At 62.5% G+C, this 15,782-nt stretch carries 12 protein-coding genes and 5 pseudogenes; 8 read left to right on the top strand and 9 right to left on the bottom strand.

Features of this window, described 5'->3' with window-relative positions; genetic code table 11:
* Window positions 1-435: 435 nt before the first annotated feature.
* Window positions 436-1,084: pseudogene (locus AB3X89_RS22100) on the bottom strand (IS110 family transposase); the annotation flags it as partial.
* Window positions 1,085-1,826: 742 nt separating this feature from the next.
* Between AB3X89_RS22100 and AB3X89_RS22095 the strand changes: the two are divergent.
* Window positions 1,827-2,009: pseudogene (locus tag AB3X89_RS22095) on the top strand (hypothetical protein); the annotation flags it as partial.
* Window positions 2,010-2,795: 786 nt separating this feature from the next.
* Complete coding sequence (locus AB3X89_RS22090) at window positions 2,796-3,407, top strand: hypothetical protein (protein WP_368585161.1); 612 nt, start codon at window positions 2,796-2,798, stop codon at window positions 3,405-3,407.
* Between the two features lie 145 nt (window positions 3,408-3,552).
* Here the strand turns inward: AB3X89_RS22090 and rpoD are convergent.
* Window positions 3,553-4,866, bottom strand: a pseudogene (gene rpoD, locus AB3X89_RS22085) (RNA polymerase sigma factor RpoD); the annotation flags it as partial.
* 321 nt (window positions 4,867-5,187) lie between these two features.
* Window positions 5,188-6,081 carry a LysR family transcriptional regulator gene (locus AB3X89_RS22080; protein ID WP_368585160.1) on the bottom strand — a complete coding sequence of 298 codons (894 nt, stop codon included), beginning with the start codon at window positions 6,079-6,081 and terminating at the stop codon, window positions 5,188-5,190.
* Window positions 6,082-6,188: 107 nt separating this feature from the next.
* On the opposite strand from AB3X89_RS22080, the gene AB3X89_RS22075 reads away from it, so the two are divergent.
* A complete protein-coding gene (locus AB3X89_RS22075; protein WP_368585159.1) occupies window positions 6,189-6,797 on the top strand; it encodes a short chain dehydrogenase in 609 nt (202 codons plus the stop codon).
* Window positions 6,798-7,078: 281 nt separating this feature from the next.
* Here the strand turns inward: AB3X89_RS22075 and AB3X89_RS22070 are convergent.
* Window positions 7,079-7,483, bottom strand: a pseudogene (locus AB3X89_RS22070) (tyrosine-type recombinase/integrase); the annotation flags it as partial.
* On the opposite strand from AB3X89_RS22070, the gene AB3X89_RS22065 reads away from it, so the two are divergent.
* A complete protein-coding gene (locus AB3X89_RS22065) occupies window positions 7,455-7,979 on the top strand; it encodes a hypothetical protein (protein WP_368585158.1) in 525 nt (174 codons plus the stop codon). The pseudogene AB3X89_RS22070 and the gene AB3X89_RS22065 overlap by 29 nt on opposite strands.
* 167 nt (window positions 7,980-8,146) lie before the next feature.
* Here AB3X89_RS22065 and AB3X89_RS22060 read toward each other — a convergent pair whose 3' ends face one another.
* A complete protein-coding gene (locus tag AB3X89_RS22060) occupies window positions 8,147-8,305 on the bottom strand; it encodes a hypothetical protein (RefSeq protein WP_368585156.1) in 159 nt (52 codons plus the stop codon).
* 161 nt (window positions 8,306-8,466) lie between these two features.
* On the opposite strand from AB3X89_RS22060, the gene AB3X89_RS22055 reads away from it, so the two are divergent.
* Complete coding sequence (locus AB3X89_RS22055) at window positions 8,467-9,210, top strand: tyrosine-type recombinase/integrase (protein ID WP_368585155.1); 744 nt, start codon at window positions 8,467-8,469, stop codon at window positions 9,208-9,210.
* A 234-nt stretch (window positions 9,211-9,444) separates the two neighbouring features.
* The gene (locus tag AB3X89_RS22050; RefSeq protein WP_368585154.1) at window positions 9,445-10,068 is read left to right on the top strand and encodes a LysE family translocator; all 624 of its coding nucleotides are present in this window, start codon (window positions 9,445-9,447) and stop codon (window positions 10,066-10,068) included.
* Between the two features lie 21 nt (window positions 10,069-10,089).
* Here AB3X89_RS22050 and AB3X89_RS22045 read toward each other — a convergent pair whose 3' ends face one another.
* Window positions 10,090-11,505 (bottom strand): PLP-dependent aminotransferase family protein, encoded by a 1,416-nt coding sequence (locus AB3X89_RS22045; RefSeq protein WP_368585153.1) that lies wholly within the window; start codon window positions 11,503-11,505, stop codon window positions 10,090-10,092.
* A gap of 187 nt (window positions 11,506-11,692) precedes the next feature.
* Here AB3X89_RS22045 and AB3X89_RS22040 point away from each other — a divergent pair, with 187 nt between their 5' ends.
* Window positions 11,693-13,021 (top strand): aspartate aminotransferase family protein, encoded by a 1,329-nt coding sequence (locus tag AB3X89_RS22040; RefSeq protein WP_368585152.1) that lies wholly within the window; start codon window positions 11,693-11,695, stop codon window positions 13,019-13,021.
* A gap of 102 nt (window positions 13,022-13,123) precedes the next feature.
* Here AB3X89_RS22040 and AB3X89_RS22035 read toward each other — a convergent pair whose 3' ends face one another.
* Window positions 13,124-13,648 carry a DUF6496 domain-containing protein gene (locus AB3X89_RS22035; RefSeq protein WP_368585151.1) on the bottom strand — a complete coding sequence of 175 codons (525 nt, stop codon included), beginning with the start codon at window positions 13,646-13,648 and terminating at the stop codon, window positions 13,124-13,126.
* Window positions 13,649-13,841: 193 nt separating this feature from the next.
* Here AB3X89_RS22035 and AB3X89_RS22030 point away from each other — a divergent pair, with 193 nt between their 5' ends.
* The gene (locus AB3X89_RS22030; protein WP_176125892.1) at window positions 13,842-14,093 is read left to right on the top strand and encodes a hypothetical protein; all 252 of its coding nucleotides are present in this window, start codon (window positions 13,842-13,844) and stop codon (window positions 14,091-14,093) included.
* Window positions 14,094-14,189: 96 nt separating this feature from the next.
* Here AB3X89_RS22030 and AB3X89_RS22025 read toward each other — a convergent pair whose 3' ends face one another.
* Complete coding sequence (locus tag AB3X89_RS22025; protein ID WP_368585150.1) at window positions 14,190-15,398, bottom strand: ABC transporter substrate-binding protein; 1,209 nt, start codon at window positions 15,396-15,398, stop codon at window positions 14,190-14,192.
* A gap of 99 nt (window positions 15,399-15,497) precedes the next feature.
* A pseudogene (locus tag AB3X89_RS22020) lies at window positions 15,498-15,767 on the bottom strand (cytochrome c); the annotation flags it as partial.
* Window positions 15,768-15,782: the final 15 nt, after the last annotated feature.

The following is a 15,782-nucleotide window of genomic DNA, read 5'->3' as shown; positions in this document are numbered from 1 at the left end:
ACTACCCAAGTAATAGAGGCAAAGCCCCGCTGAGTCGACAGATATTTGGTGGTCTCGGTGCGCGCCCCCACATATAACGATCGAATGGTGCGGGTTTGTCCTGGATAGGTGTGCGACGTATGCAGCACTGCCGATGGCAAAACAGGCCGAGGAATCCTGTGAGATCCTGCCAACACCACGGCGGTTTTACACGCAGGTCAGATGAAATCTGACCGTCCTGGCGCGGCCCGAACATATGCAAAACAGGTCGAAGCCAATTTAACGCAGAAGCCGAGTGAAGCGCCACTTTCCATATGTAAGTAGTGTAAGTGGCAGTTGAAACGCAACAGCGAACGTCGCATTCGGGTTGATTCTGTTGAAAAACCCGCCCAAGAAGCGAGATTTTGGCTATCCTGGAAGACATCGATCGACGGGAGTGCATCGTCATGATAGGTCTATATCACTGATCGCTTTTACAGCTCGGTCTTCCTTGACCCATGCGCGCATCCGTCGCTCGATTGCCGCGACCTGCTCATCCAGTTTTTCTGAGCCCATTCCACTGCTCACGTAGCGTATCGATTAGCGCTGCTGGGAGACGCTCGGCAACACTTGCCAGCACGTCCGGTATCGCCTTATCCAATGCCACCCGGCCTTTGCCCATCACTTCACCATATTCGGTGAGCAGTCCCCGCAGACTGTTGATTTGCATCGTGCGGAATTTCACTAGCTGGTCCCGCATCCGGTGCAGAGCCAGCATTGCCTGCTGCATTTCGGTCTTCACTGCGATCGACTTGCTGGGCTGCTGTGCAGCCAGCCAGATCGCTCGTGCGTCAGCTGCGTCATTCTTGTTACGTATATTGAACGCGTTCACGAAGACCGCCGGTATCAGCTTTCCCTGATGGCCCATCTTCGTAAACTGTCTCGCCCAGTGATGCGCTCCGCTACACGCCTCCATCCCGATCATGCATTGGGCACGGTTCGCAAAGTGCTCCAAAAATCTCGCGCGTCTGATCGGCTTATTCGCGATCTCGCCTGTCTCTTCGTCGATGTAATGCACCTGAAACACATTCTTCGCGATATACAAACCCACCATCGTACAGGTCATTTTGGTTCCTCGAGGCGCCGGTACACCCGTAGATTTTGTGCCCCGAACGTTGTTGCTATTGGTTTCGCAGTAACGACGTCTTCTGAACCGACGCGTGGGCGGGACGCGTTCATTTCATTCAACAGGCTAGCGGTCAGGGTAGGCTCTTCTATTCATTTAACCTGGACAGTCATGTCCCGCATGACCACCTTCACGAAAACGCCAAGCCCGCTACGCAAGTCTATGACGCATCGACTCCGTTCACTGAGGCTACCCCGTGCTCGTTTGATCCCTACGTGTTGAACCCCGCGGGAACGAATTACAACGTGCCGAACTTCCACCGCATTATCGTTCACAGACAGACCACGCCGATGGAATGGACGAAGTTCACGTTTGATTCGACGAAGAACGCACCGAACGGGCTCGATGCCGTTCTCGTGGTCGAGGCAGAAAGTTGCGCTGAACTAATTGCCAATATGATTCGCCGAGGGTTTGCCGAGACAAACCTATCGTCGTGATATTTGACGAGGGCGAATCGAGTTCGAGCAGCTGCTGCGGAGCCCGTCGCTGTCGATCGGGGCCACTCCGCGGCGTCCGAGAACAAGTGCAACTGCCGCGGATTCCGTGCAGACTCCAGCTCTCGAGAGAATGGAGCCGTGAACAGGAAAGTACCGAAGTTTTCCCTAGAAGTCCCGGAGCAAGACGCGCCCCGGGTGCGCGGTCAGCCTAGCGAACATCCGTCAATGGGGCGGCGGTCGACCAGTACAACAATGAACGTGAACATCAGGGACGATGGTGTTACGGCAAGGCCCCGATGCGCAACTTTCTCGATTCACTACAACTCGCCAGGGAGAAACTCATTCCCATTGATCGCGTCTTCTCTATCGGCCCAGACTACCTGCCAGATCGAGTTCCAGCCAACACACTTCAGCTATGGGATTCGTGAAACAGGGGCAAGGTCACTTTCCGGCCCTGAACGCTCCCCGAGATCATTGGAAAGATACCCCGTGGAAAAGTGCTCATCGTCCACCACCGTCTGGACGTTCGTCGCTTCCGATTCGCAGACCGCGAAAAAAGTAACCTGCGGGCGCCTTTTAATCGCAAGAATAAGCCTATTTTCCGCCGTGCTCTAACCTCCGGCCCACTTCCTGCCGACATCCAGTAGTATCTCTTACCTGACGAGAGGCTCGAAAAGGTAATTACTACCGAATCACTATCGCTTATTCCCTTTTTGCGAATTCGCTCGCTGGCTGCGCAAAGGCAGATCAAGTGAGGATCGCTCCGGTAATCGAAATCCCTCCGACAAGCAGTTCGATAGAAAACGCGGCGCCTTGATGAACGCCTGGGAGCCGTCGTCCGATCGTATTGCAGCGGTTTGATAAGCATACCGAATTAAAAGGTGCAACCACTTTCTGGCGCACGTCAGACCCGTGTGACTCGAGCGCTTACCAACTGAATTTGGCCGGGTCTTCCGGCTGCGGATTATTTCTGTGATCAATCGACGACGATTTCTCGGCTGCCTGACGGCAGCTGCAAGCAGCTATGTACTGGTTGCGTGCGGTGGCGGGAGCAACAGCGACGCCACTGCGCCTCGCAGCAACAGCAGTGCGGCCAAGGCAAACGCCAGCGTATCCACCTCACCTAACGGCACGACAACCCCGCCGGCAGCGTCCATTGTCGACGCCTCCGGCATCATGTGGACGACCTCCAACGGGTATATGGCAAGAAGCGCATGGACGATGTCGAGGCGAACCGTTTCACGGAGCGACTTGGTTTGCCGACTGGCTGGTTGGACTCGCCGCGCTCGGAAGCGGAGATTCCCGAGTCGGTGTCACGGCTGCTCACTCCTGCTTCGCGCGGACGTGCGTCCGCGGATCAACATGAGCCGATTGCGGCCACCGCGAACGACGATGCGTCAGGAAGACCCGCAAATTCGAAGGTGCACACGCGGCGCGCGCGGACGGGCGTCCCGGTTGAGCCAGAAAGCGCCTCGCCTGCTTCAGCGGATGTCGGAGAAGCGACAGAGGCAATCGTCGTCAGCCAGCAATATCACATAAGCGGTGCCTCCGCCGAGGCCGCCGGTCGCTCCTCTGAAGGCAGTGATGGCAAGCTGCCGGTGGTCACACCGCCCACCGCTGAATTGCTTCCAGCCGCTGCAATCCCGCAGCAAAACCCCGTGTCGCTCCCCGCTTCCGTCACCAGCCTGGACAACCTTGTCGGTATCGCGCCAATCGCGGAAGCGTTGATCAAGACGCTGGCAGGTAAGGCACGCACGGGGCCGATTGGACGAATTGAAGGCTCTGGAACTTCTGCAGCAGGCAGTCCTGCTGTGAGTCGGCGGTAGCGTACGACGATCCGCTGTCCGATGAGGCGTGCAGCGCATTGAGCCGTCCGGGCCCGGTGCGCTCCACAACGGCTTATGCGGTCGACGATCGGGAGCGCCTGCCGTCCCTGAAACAGCGCAACCCGCTTATGCGCGAGTCTACGCGTTAATGGTCGAGAAATGGCCGAAGCCTGGCGGCGCGACTCGGGTGCATCAGCTTTCGCATTGCCTTGCTTTCGATCTGCCGGATGCGTTCGCGCGTCAGGTCGAACTGTTTGCCCAGCTCCTCGAGCGTATAGTCAGTCGATGTATCGATCCCGAAACGCATCCGCAACACCTTCGCTTCACGCGGCGACAATGCATCGAGCGCCTCATCGATTGCGACGCGCAGGTTCGCCTGCACGGCCGCATCTGCGGGCGATGCCGCCATCGGGTCTTCGATCATATCGCCAAGTGTCGCGTCGGCATCCTCACCCACTGGCGTCTCGAGCGATACGGGTTGCCTCGCGACCTTCAACATGCCGCGAACCTTCTCTTCCGGCAGTTCCATGCGCTGCGCCAACGCGGCAGGATGAGCCTCGCGTCCGGTCTGCTGCAGGATCTCGCGGGAAATCCGGTTCAGCTTGTTGATCGACTCGATCATGTGCACCGGCACCCGGATCGTGCGGGCCTGATCCGCAAGCGAACGCGTCACTGCCTGCCGCACCCACCATGTTGCGTAGGTTGAAAACTTCCAGCCGCGTCGATATTCGAATTTGTCGACGGCTTTCATCAGGCCGATATTTCCTTCCTGGATGAGATCCAGAAAGTGCATGCCCCGGTTCACGTATTTTTTCGCAATGGAGATCACGAGCCGCAGGTTGGCCTCGATCATCTCGCGCTTTGCTTGCCGCATCTTTGACTCAGCCGCCATCACCTGCCGGTTGATTTTCTTCAGCTGCTGCAACGACAGGCCGACCTTCGCTTCGATATCGAGAAGCTTCTGCTGTTCGGCCTGAATTGCCGGCAGACTACGTTCGAGCGCGTCGCCGTACGCGCGCGACGCCGCCGCCGTGTTTTCAGTCCACGTGAGATCAGTTTCTTGTCCAGGAAACGACGCGACGAATTTCTCGCGCGGCATGCCGCACCGGTCAACGGCAATTTGCAGGATATGCCGCTCGACCGCACGCACCTGTGCGACCTGCTGTTGCACGTCGGTACATAGCCGGTCGATGGTTCGCGCCGTAAAGCGAATGGGTGCCAGCTCGCGCTGGATCGCTTCGCACAGGTGAGCGTGGGTCACGCGCCCCTTACCCTGCGCAGCACAGGAACCGGAAATCTGCTCGAACAGTTCGCGCACTCGGGCAAATATAGCGAGGCTGTCGCTCGTGAGCTGTTTCAGACGCGCTTCGTTCGCCCTCGCCGTGTCCCGTTCTTCGAACTCACTGTCCTCATCGCCCTCGTCGCTCCCGGCGTCGTCACCATCAGCGATGGCCTGCTCGATGTCCGGCGTTTCGACTTCACCTAATCGGCCCCTATGAGACGTTCGGGGTAGAGCCAGGGATCGATGACAATCGCCGTTCCGCTGTAAGTTATAACGTCATCTTCATCCATGTATCACTTCGGGTTTGAAGCCGAATGTGGATTCATATGAACCACTCGCGGGCCGCAAGCAGCCAAGCCAGAATGATGTTTGCACGTCCGCTGCCGCTCAGCGAACTGTGAGTGCCGACGCCGGTTGGATACTGGAGCCGCGATGATAGACGTCGACACTCAGATCACAAAATCACCCGGATGGTGCCCTAACCCCGAAAGAAGCACGCTAGGATGGTTCTCGCTCTGCCACATGCTCGAGCAAATGCGCAACAAAGCGGGTGAGCTTTGGCAGCGGTCGCCGGTCGTGTCGATACACGACGTGGATAGGGTGCGGGTCGGGCAAGTACGTCTGCATCACCGGCACCAATGCCCCGCTCGCCAGATCGTGTGCCACCAGAACCTCGGGCTGCAGCAACAATCCTGCACCGGCGATGGCAGCTATACGTAGACCGTTGCCATCGTTGCATGTGAAAACCGGATCCTTCGAAGACTGTGGCCCATCCCCACCCCTCAGTTTCCAGCCGTTGCGGCCATTCCACACCGTGTGAGACAGGCAGTGATGTTCGCTCAGGTCCTGCGGCGTCTCTGGACGGCCATGTCGGGCGAGGTAGCTCGGAGACGCACAGATCACCATGCGGTAGCTGGTCAACGGTTTTGCTATCAGGTCGGTGTCGCCTAGTTCACCAATTCGGATGGCCAGATCAAAACTCTCGTCAATAAGGTCGACGACGCGATTGCTCAATTCCAGTTCAATGCGCACGCGCGGATAGATCTGCTGGAAAGTCGCGGCTAGAGGAGCGATGACACAGGAGCCAAAGGTGATCGGAGCACTTATCCGCAATGTGCCGGATGGCGACGCGCGTAACCGTTCGATCGATGTCTCAGCCGTACGCACGTGTTCAAGCGCACGCTTGGCGTCTTCATAGAAAACGCGACCAGCATCAGTCAAGTTCTGCCGTCGTGTGGTGCGCTCCAGCAAGCGCGCGCCGAGACGCTCTTCAAGTTCACGCACATACTTGCCGACCATTACGGCCGATATTTGCAGCCGTTGTGCCGCCTCGGTGAAGTTGCCTCCCTCCACGACGGCAACGAAGGTTTCCATCGCGCGCAGTTTGTCCATATTGCTAACTATGGGTTAGTAGTGTTGGAAATTAGAGCACATTTATCACCTCAATGGTTTGGTTAAGAATGTTGATGATTCAACCCGAACTCGAAAAGGAGTGTTTTATGAAGATCGTCGTAATCGGCGCCGGTGGAGACGTAGGTCGTTCCGTGGCAGATGAACTTGCGCGCAGCGGTAAACACGAAATCATCCGTGTCGGGCGCACCCACGGTGACCATCACGTTGACATCACCAGTGATGACAGCGTGGGTGCGCTGTTCAAGAAGATCGGACAAGTCGACGCCATCATCGCTGCCGCGGGCAATGTCATTCTGGCTCCCATCGAAAAGATGACAGCGGCCGACTTTCACAAAGGCTTGCAGGACAAGCTGCTAAGTCAGGTGCGCGTCGCGCTGGTTGGTCAGCATTACCTGTCCAATGGCGGGTCGATCACGCTGACCTCCGGCATCGCGGTCGATGATCCGATTGCGCAAGGTTCCAACGCCGCAGCGTCGAATGCTGGGATTGAAGGATTCGTGCGTGCTGCTGCGTGCGATTTTCCACGGGGCATCCGCATAAATGCCGTTAGCCCGACAGTGCTGACGGAATCTATGGACCGGTTTGGTCCGTTCTTTCCCGCCTACGAAAGCGTGCCGGCAACACGTGTGGCAATGGCCTATAGACGCAGCGTGGAAGGCGTGCAAAGTGGTCGCGTCTATCGGGTTGGTCATTGAAGTAGAGGGCTCGAGGCAATTTGTGGTAGACCCTAGCTACCAAGCGAAAGCAACGGGGATGCGACCAACGGACGGCGCAACTTTGCAATGAAATTGAATGACCGCTATCGAAAAAGTTGGTCGCCCCTTGGGGGGCGGGTTAAGGCAGTGCCCTCCGCAATTTGCTCGCCGGAGACCGGCCATTGAGCGAGGGCGAATGAGACCTCGTCCAGCCAAACTGGACGACGACCTCGACCGGCGGCTCCTGGCCGGCAAGCGTCCGCTCACCGGCCTCAGGGCAATCAGACTTCAGTTTGCTCTGCCATCTCAAGGGCATCGTCGACTTCAATCCCGAGGTACCGCACGGTACTCTCGAGCTTCGTATGGCCCAACAACAACTGAACTGCACGAAGATTTTTGGTGCGTCGATAGGTCAGCGAAGCCTTCGTGCGGCGCATCGTATGTGTCCCGTACGCTGCGTCATCGAGTCCGATTGATGCGACCCAGCGATGAACGATGCGGGCGTACTGACGCGTCGACAAGTGCGGCGACGCATGTAGGCGACTTGGAAAAAGATAGTCAGCCGGCTTCAGTCGTTGAGCAGCGATCCAGGCCGCCACGCTCTGCCGCGTTTGCTCCGTGATCTCAAACTGCACGGGTCGGTGCGTCTTTTGTTGCATGAAAGTTGCCCGCGAGACCACGTGGGCGACGCTGCGGGCCAACTGCCGCAGCCTGACCGAGCGGACGGACGCGTACCGGACGGCCGCCGCTGACCTGCAGGGGCAACTGGACGCGGCCCGGCTCGCGCTCACTGAAATGAAGGAGGCGCATGCCAGGGAATTCGCCGCGGTGCACACCCGCTATGAAGGGCTGTCCCGACAGCTGCTGCAGGAGACGGAGCACCGGCGCCACGCGCTGCAGAACGAGCGTGAACGGCTGACGGGACAGGTTGCCGAAAAGCAGGAGCGCGTGGCGGCGCTCGAAGCGCTGCGGGATCGCCTGCTCGGCGACCTTGCGGCGGAACGCGACGCGCGCCTGCGCGCAGCCGCGGACGTCGCGGCGCTGACCACGGTGGTCGCGGAACAGCGTGCGCTGCTGGCCACCGTCGACGGTCGCGCCCACGCTGCCGGGTCATCGCCCCACCGCAAACCGGCCAGCACGTCGCCGACGCCGGCGACCACCAGACGGCGCCGCCCGAAATGAACCGCCCACCCGGCCTGCCAGGCTTTTCCGGCTGGCTCGACATGGCCAGCGCGCCCCCGCAGCGTCTGCCCGACACCATTGACGCGGCGCTCGCCTATGTCGCCGACGCCCTGGGCCACCCGGTCTACACGCGCTGGACACTCGCGTTACTCAAGCGCGGATGTCCGTCACTGGCCGACGCGAAACGCGATCACCCCCTCGTGTTCGCGCTGCTGCTTGATCACGATGCCGCGGTCGAGTACTGGGAGCGCGGGCGGCTCCGGGTCGCCGCAGGCGATACCGCACCGACGCCTCACACCGTGCTGCTGCGGCTGCTCAGACAGCACCGGCGGTTCCGGTTCGCGCCGGACGACGCGGCCACGCCCACGGTGTCCGCCACGGCCGCTGCGGATACAGCCGTCACTGCCCTCGCCGATCCGGACGCACCCGGTCCTTCCAGTCCGGCGCGCTGGCTCGCGGTGCTCGCGCCCGATGCCGCCGGCCGCGCGTGGCTCACGCGCGCGGGTCGCTGTACCGCTATGCCGGCGTGCGGCTGGCGGAACTGGTGTGGTCGGAAGCGGACGGCCTGCCCCGGCTCGAGGTGGATTCGCAGGACCAGTGGACCCTGCACGTGCAGGGCAAAGGCGGGAAGCGCCGGTCGGTGCCGCTGCCCTCGGTGTGCGTGCCGGCACTGCGCGCCTACCGGCTCGCGCGCGCCTCGCCGGCCTGCCCGTCGCCCTTTGAACGGGTCGCCCTGATCCACAGCGAGAAGCGTGACGCGCTCGGACACAGCGGCCTGTACGACGAGGTCAAGGCCGGCCTGCTCGCCGCCGAAACGAGGGTGACGCCCCGCGACCTGGAGACGCTTACACTACTGCGCGCCGCGTCGACGCACTGGTTACGGCATGGCTATGCTCGCGCCCTGGTGGTGGATCACGCGGTGCCGTTGCCGGTGGCGCAGACGCTGCTCGGTCATGCGTCGGTGCAGACGACGGCCGCCTATGCGCGCACGGATCTGACGCAGACGCGGGCGTTCGTGGAGGGGAGTTTTCCAGACGAAGCTCAACCCGTGGCTGAAAAACGAAGGAAAGCATCTGCATTACCCCACCACGGACGCCTGTCGGTGACCGACCTGCCTATGCTCGTGACTGCTCCGTTCGGCCACTGCTGTCGTTCATGTGTGGACGCTGATATGTCCGCTTACGGCTGCTCACCGATCTTTCCCAAAGGAGCGCCGACGAACGACAGCTAACCAGAGGCGCCTTTTCCACATCCAATCTCATCTATGGTGTCGGAAATCTCACTAATAGCGGCGGCGATCTAATTATTAGTGTCGTTTTACGCCGTGCGACGGCGTTTCCCTGCTCATCAAGTCATCATAGATCCGTACTGGAGACCATTTTCAAAACCGTACAGGTACTGTACCGGGGCGCTCGCTAGAATGACCTTCACCGTTTTCTGTTGGCGACACCGGAGCCCATCCCTCATGTCTTTCGTCACTCTCAGCGCGCTGCCCGCCGGCGTTCTGTTCGCGCTCGTCACCTCGATCACGCCCGGTCCGAACAACACGATGCTGCTCGCTTCGGGCGTCAATTTCGGCTTTCGCCGCACGCTGCCGCATCTGTCCGGCATCAGCGTCGGCGTGGCGCTGTTGATGTTGTCGGTCGGCGTCGGCCTCGGCGAAGCGTTCGTGCACTTTCCCGTGCTGTACACGGTGCTCGAAGTCGTCAGCGTCGCTTATCTGCTGTATCTGGCGTGGAAGATCGGCACGTCGGGCGAGCTGAAGCTCAGAAACGGCGAGCGGCGCCCGATGCGTTTTCATGAAGCAATCGCGTTCCAATGGGTCAATCCGAAGGCGTGGATGATGGTGCTGACCGCCGCGACGACGATTCATCTGAGCAACAGCTTCGGCATGAACGCCATTGCAATGGCCGCGGTGTTCTATGTGATCGGCTTTCCGTGCATCTGCGTGTGGGCCGGTTTCGGCACCGCGATGCGCGAGGTCCTGTCGAACCCGAAGCGGCTGCGCATCTTCAACGTCGCGATGGCGCTGCTGCTCGTGGGGTCGCTGTATCCGATCGCGCTGAAGCTGTTCGGGCACGGCGGCTGAGCGTCCGAGGCGCCGCCGCGTCTACCACGCTCCCTGCCCGACTCGCTCGATGAAGCGCCACAACGCGTCGTCGGTCGAATACGGCGCGTTGAAGCGGAACCACGCGCTCGGCGCGTCGTCGGGACGGAAATAGGAGCCCGGCGCGAGCCAGATGCCGTGCGCGAGCGCGGCGGTCGCGACCTCGGCGGCGCGCTCCGCCTCGATCGGCAGGCGCGCCAGCATGAAGAGCCCCGCGCGCGGCCGGTGAAACACCTCGAGCCCGAGCGCGTCGAGCCGCTCTTCGAGCGCCACGTGCGCGAGCTTGAGCCGTTCGTTGACCGTCTCGACGTGGCGCGCGTAACGCCCTTCCACCAGCACCTTGTCGACGATCCGCTCGATCGTTTCCGACGACGTCAGCCCCACCGCCATCTTTGTTCGCGCGAGTTCGCGCAGCACCGCCTGCTCGGCCACCACATAGCCGCAGCGCAGCGACGGCGTCACCGTCTTCGAAAAGCCGCCGACGTGCAACACGCGCTGCAAGCCTTCCATCGCCGCCAGCAGCGGCGCGCCGGCCGGCGCGAGTTCGCGGCTCACGTCGTCCTCGATCACCCAGATGCGCTCGCGCTCGGCGATCTGCAGCAAGCGGAACGCGGCCGACATGCCGAAGGTCGCGCCGGTCGGATTCTGCAGCGTGGTGTTGATGAAGATGGCCTTCGGCTTGTGCCGCGCGACCAGCGTTTCGAGCACCTCCGTATCGACGCCGGCCGGCGTGCGCGGCACGCCATGCACGACTAGCCCGGCGAGCTTCAGGATCTGCAGCAGGTTGCAGTAGCCGGGGTCCTCGACGATCACCGCATCGCCCGCGCGCAGCAGCGTTCGCACGATCAGATCGAGTCCTTGCGTCGCGCCCTGCGTGAGCAGCACGTTCGCGACGTCGACCGGCAGCCCGCGTCGGTCGAGTTGTTCGGCAATGCGCTCGCGCAGCGGCGCAAAGCCGTACGGATGGCCGTAGTCGCCGAGACGCGCGGCTGGCACCCGGCTCAGCGCGCGCAGCGAGTGCTGCAGGCCGCTCTCGTTGGTCCATTCGCTCGGCAGCCAGCCGCAGCCCGCCTTGATCGGCACCGAGTGATCGGCGAACACGTCGGACAGCAGCCACGTCGCGGTCAGGCTCGGCGGCGTCCAATCAGCGACGGCCGCGCGCGCGGACGGCGAGCGCGCCGCCACCCGATAGCCGGAGCCACGCCGCGCGACCACCAGCCCCATCGACACGAGCCGGTTGTACGCCTCGGTCACCGTGAAGGTGCTCAGCGCGTGGCTTTGCGCAAGCTGCCGCACCGACGGCAGCAATGCGCCGGCGCGCAGCGATTGCGCGTCGATCGCGCGCGCGAAGCCTTGCACAACCTGTTCGACGAGCGTCGGCGCCGCACGCCGGTCGCGTTGAAGGTCCAGTTCGATCATGTTTTGGGCGAAAAACCAGGGGCAAAAAGACCAACCGCGGACCGCCCGCCTACCGGGACAGTTCGCGCCAATCCGCCAGCACAGTTGGCACCACACTTCGTCAACTGTTTATGCCGCCATTAAACCGCGAGGACTACAGTTTGGCTACGCTCAAAGCCCCAACCGACCCCCACTTCGAGGAGATGCCATGACTTCGCGCCCCGTCATCGACGATCTGTCGTCCTTCTGGATGCCCTTCACCGCCAACCGCCAGTTCAAGGCCGCGCCGCGCCTGCTGGAATCGGCAAAGGGCATGTACTACCGGAGCACCGACGGACGCGAGATTCTCGACGGCTGCGCGGGACTGTGGTGCGTGAACGCCGGTCATAGCCGCGATGAAATCGTCGCCGCGATCACGCAGCAGCTGTCGACGCTCGACTTCGCGCCGACCTTCCAGATGGGCCACCCGCTCGCGTTCGAAGCGGCGGCGAAGGTTGCCGAGCTGATGCCGGAAGGGCTCGACCGTATCTTCTTCACGAACTCGGGCTCCGAATCGGTCGACACCGCGCTGAAGATCGCGCTCGCCTACCATCGCGCGCGCGGCGAAGCTCAGCGCACGCGTCTGATCGGCCGCGAGCGCGGCTATCACGGCGTCGGCTTCGGCGGCATTTCGGTCGGCGGCATCGCGCCGAATCGCAAGACGTTTTCGGGCGCGCTGCTGCCGGCGGTCGATCATCTGCCGCACACGCACAACCTCGAACACAACGCGTTCTCGAAGGGCCAGCCGGCATGGGGCGCGCATCTGGCCGAGGAATTGGAGCGCATCGTCGCGCTGCACGACGCTTCGACGATCGCCGCGGTGATCGTCGAACCGGTGGCCGGCTCGACCGGCGTGCTGATTCCGCCGCAAGGCTATCTGCAGAAGCTGCGCGAGATCTGCACGAAGCACGGCATCCTGCTGATCTTCGACGAGGTGATCACCGGTTTTGGCCGTCTCGGCAAGGCGACCGCGAGCGAACACTTCGGCGTCACCCCGGACCTGATCACGATGGCGAAGGCGATCAACAACGCGTCGATTCCGATGGGCGCGGTCGCGGCCAGCCGGACGATCCATGACACGGTGGTCGGCAGCGGCGCGCCGGGCGCGATCGAGCTGTTCCACGGTTACACGTACTCGGCGCATCCGGCGGCGGCCGCTGCCGCGATCGCGACGCTCGATCTGTACCGCCGCGACCAGCTGTTCGAGCGCGCGGCGAGCCTCGCACCGGCGTTCGAAACCGCCGCGCATGGGCTGCGCGGCGCAAAGCATGTGAAGGACGTGCGCAATCTCGGCCTCGTCGCGGGCATCGAGCTCGAATCGCGCGACGGCGCGCCGGGCGCGCGCGCCTACGAGGCTTTCGTCAAATGCTTCGAGGCGGGCGTGCTGATCCGCTTCACCGGCGACATCCTTGCATTCTCGCCGCCGCTGATCATCGACGAAGAGCAGATTGCGCGGCTCTTCCGCACGGTTGGCGAAGTGCTGGCGACGGTGCAGTAAGGAGGCGGGCAAGCCCGCCAGCGGGTGACAACGAAAGAGCGGCGGCACGCGCATGCGTGCCGCCGCTCTTTTCCATTGCCGCCGCTTTGCGAGCCGCAAGGCTCAGTGATGCGCGCGCGACGCCCGCGTTTGCGCGGCCTTTTTCGCGGCAGCGGAGCGTCCAGCCGCGCCTTTGGTCGCCGCGGCCTTCTTGGCTGCGGCGGAGCGGCTCGCAGCAGGCCGCTTAGCTGCAGCCGACTTCGCCTGCTTCGACATCGCCGCCGACGACGCCCCAGCCTTGCTCTCACGCTTGAGCACGCTTTCCGACACACGCGAGCGTTTAGCACTGGACTCCTTGCTCGCGCTCTTCTTTGCAGCGCCCGCGTGCTTGCCCGCCGCACTATCCTTCTGCGCTTTCTTGCGGGTCGCCTCGCTCGTCGCGCCCTTCTTCGGCGGCTTTACGTCGACGCCGGCGCGCCGCGCCTCGGACAGCCCGATCGCGATCGCCTGCTTCGGCGAGCGCACGCCGTGCTTGCCGGCGCGGACCTTGTCCACCTGTTCCTTGATGAACTCTCCCGCTTGGGTACTCGCTGATTTGCCCGCGCGTTTATCGGCCGCGGCACGCTTCAAGGTTTTCTGCTCTGGCATGACGGTTCTCCGGTTGTGGGTGAGCCTTTATAGTTCAGCAACGAGCGTGCCGCAACGCCCGTCCGCGCCCTGGTCCGGCAGCGGTTACGGGCGGGACTCGCGTGCGTGGGCGGGACGGCGTATGGTTGTGGACATGGGACGGGAGTCAGCGCCGAGGCGCCAACTCAAATCGACCGCTTGCACGGAGACAGCCATGAAGATAGTTACGGTTCGCGCTGGCGCACATATCGAGGGCGTGCACTGGATCGCCGAGTACGTCGAAGACGTCCACGAAATTCGCGTGTTTCGCGAGGGGCAAGAGGTGGACGTGCACAACGCGCCGTCCACCCTGTTCGGCGATGAAGAGAACGCGGGATCGAAAAACACCGCCGATCATCGCGCGATGGAAGCGGCCGTGCTCGCTTACCTGAAGCGCTTCGTCATGGAGCACGACGCGGAAGAGTAGGTTTCACCGGCGGCAGAAGCCGCCGCGGACGCGCCTTCACCAGCACTCACGCGGCCAGCGCGCGGCAGTCACGACGGACCGCCGCGCGCCGCGTCCTCAATCCGCCGGCCGCATTTTCTTCACCTCGGCGTCCGATGGCTGCACGCTCGCGCCATCCACATAGCGGTACGACGTCATCACACCCTTGCCGTCCTTCACGCCGGTCACGCCGACATACGCGCCCATCGTCGACTGGTTGTCCTGCGCGCGGTACGTGATCGGACCGAACGGCGTCTGCACATTGAGCCCCTTGAACGCGGCGGCGAGTTTGTCCGCATCGGTCGACCCCGCCTTCTTGATGCCGTCCGCGATCGACATCAGCGCCGAATAGCCGACCACCGAGCCCAACCGCGGATAGTCGTGATATTTGGCCCGATACGCGTCGACGAACTGCTTGTTCGCGGCCGTATCGATCGAATACCACGGGTAGCCGGTCACGATCCAGCCGGTCGGCGCTTCGGCGCCGAGCGGATCGAGGTAGTCGGGTTCGCCGGTCAGGAGCGACACCACCGAACGATCCTTGAAGAGCCCGCGCGTGTTGCCCTCGCGCACGAACTTGCCGAGGTCGGCGGCGAACAGCACGTTGAAAATCGCGTCAGGCTTCGCGTCGGCGATCGCCTGGGTCACCGCGCCCGCGTCGACGTTGCCAAGCGGCGTCGCCTGTTCGACGACGAATTGCACGTCCGGCTGCGCGGCCGTCAGCAGTTTCTTGAAGGTCGCCACCGCCGATTGCCCGTACTCGTAGTTCGGATACACGATCGCCCAGCGCTTCTTTTTCAGCTTGGCGGCCTCGGGCACCAGCATCGCCACCTGCATATAGGTCGAAGGACGCAGACGGTATGTGTATTTGTTGCCATCGGCCCAGACGATCTTGTCGGTCAGCGGTTCGGCGGCGAGGAAGAAGATTTTCTTCTGCTTCGCGAAGTCGGCGAGCGCAAGGCCCGTGTTCGACAGGAAGCCGCCGAACAGCAACTGCACCTGCTCACGCGCGATCAGTTCCTGCGCGACGCGGATCGTGTCGCCGGGGTTGCCGCCGTCGTCGCGCGAAATCACTTCCAGTTGCTTGCCGAGCACGCCGCCGGCCGCGTTCACCTGCTCGAGCGCGAGATTCCAGCCTTGCTTGTAAGGCCCGAGAAAGGCGGGCTGCGCCTTGTAGCTATTGATCTCGCCGATCTTGATGGTCTGCTGGGCGCTCGCGCCGAACGCGGCGAACGAGCACACGGTCGACACCATGAGGCGAGAGATCCATCCTGCGCGCGTGGTCATGCGTTACTCCGTAATCAGAAGGAATGGTGGTTTTTTCAGACGTGCGAACGGGCGGGCAAGCGCGCCGGACCCGCGCACCTGCGGACGACGGCCGACGGCTCATTGCTCGCGCGGTTGCGCGCGGATTCTGGCCACGGTCGCGGCGACGTCCCGCCATGCCGGCTTGCCGTCCGCGAACTGCGCGCGCAGGTACGGCACGAACCCGGCGACCTGGGCGTCGTTCAAAATTTCGCGGTAAGCCGGCATCGTACCGAGTTCGGGCCGCGCAGGCGAGCCGATGCCGTCGAGAATCACGCGAATCGGGTTGTCCGGCGCCGCGCCGTGCGGGTTCGTATGCAGCGCGAGCGACGGATGTGCGCCGAAAAGCCGCGCGCTCGCCTATCA

The organism is Paraburkholderia sp. BR14320, from assembly GCF_040948665.1.
Classification (GTDB): domain Bacteria; phylum Pseudomonadota; class Gammaproteobacteria; order Burkholderiales; family Burkholderiaceae; genus Paraburkholderia; species Paraburkholderia youngii.
Note: the sequence above shows the minus strand (reverse complement) of the source record. Positions and strands in the feature narration are given on the sequence as shown.

Bases quoted from the DNA above. Each gene is read 5' to 3' on its own strand.
- AB3X89_RS22080 (WP_368585160.1), bottom strand. From the start codon at position 6,081: ATGGACAAACTGCGCGCGATGGAAACCTTCGTTGCCGTCGTGGAGGGA.
- AB3X89_RS22025 (WP_368585150.1), bottom strand. From the start codon at position 15,398: ATGACCACGCGCGCAGGATGGATCTCTCGCCTCATGGTGTCGACCGTG.
- AB3X89_RS22040 (WP_368585152.1), top strand. From the start codon at position 11,693: ATGACTTCGCGCCCCGTCATCGACGATCTGTCGTCCTTCTGGATGCCC.
- AB3X89_RS22075 (WP_368585159.1), top strand. From the start codon at position 6,189: ATGAAGATCGTCGTAATCGGCGCCGGTGGAGACGTAGGTCGTTCCGTG.
- AB3X89_RS22065 (WP_368585158.1), top strand. From the start codon at position 7,455: ATGAAAGTTGCCCGCGAGACCACGTGGGCGACGCTGCGGGCCAACTGC.
- AB3X89_RS22030 (WP_176125892.1), top strand. From the start codon at position 13,842: ATGAAGATAGTTACGGTTCGCGCTGGCGCACATATCGAGGGCGTGCAC.
- AB3X89_RS22035 (WP_368585151.1), bottom strand. From the start codon at position 13,648: ATGCCAGAGCAGAAAACCTTGAAGCGTGCCGCGGCCGATAAACGCGCG.
- AB3X89_RS22045 (WP_368585153.1), bottom strand. From the start codon at position 11,505: ATGATCGAACTGGACCTTCAACGCGACCGGCGTGCGGCGCCGACGCTC.
- AB3X89_RS22090 (WP_368585161.1), top strand. From the start codon at position 2,796: ATGGACGATGTCGAGGCGAACCGTTTCACGGAGCGACTTGGTTTGCCG.
- AB3X89_RS22050 (WP_368585154.1), top strand. From the start codon at position 9,445: ATGTCTTTCGTCACTCTCAGCGCGCTGCCCGCCGGCGTTCTGTTCGCG.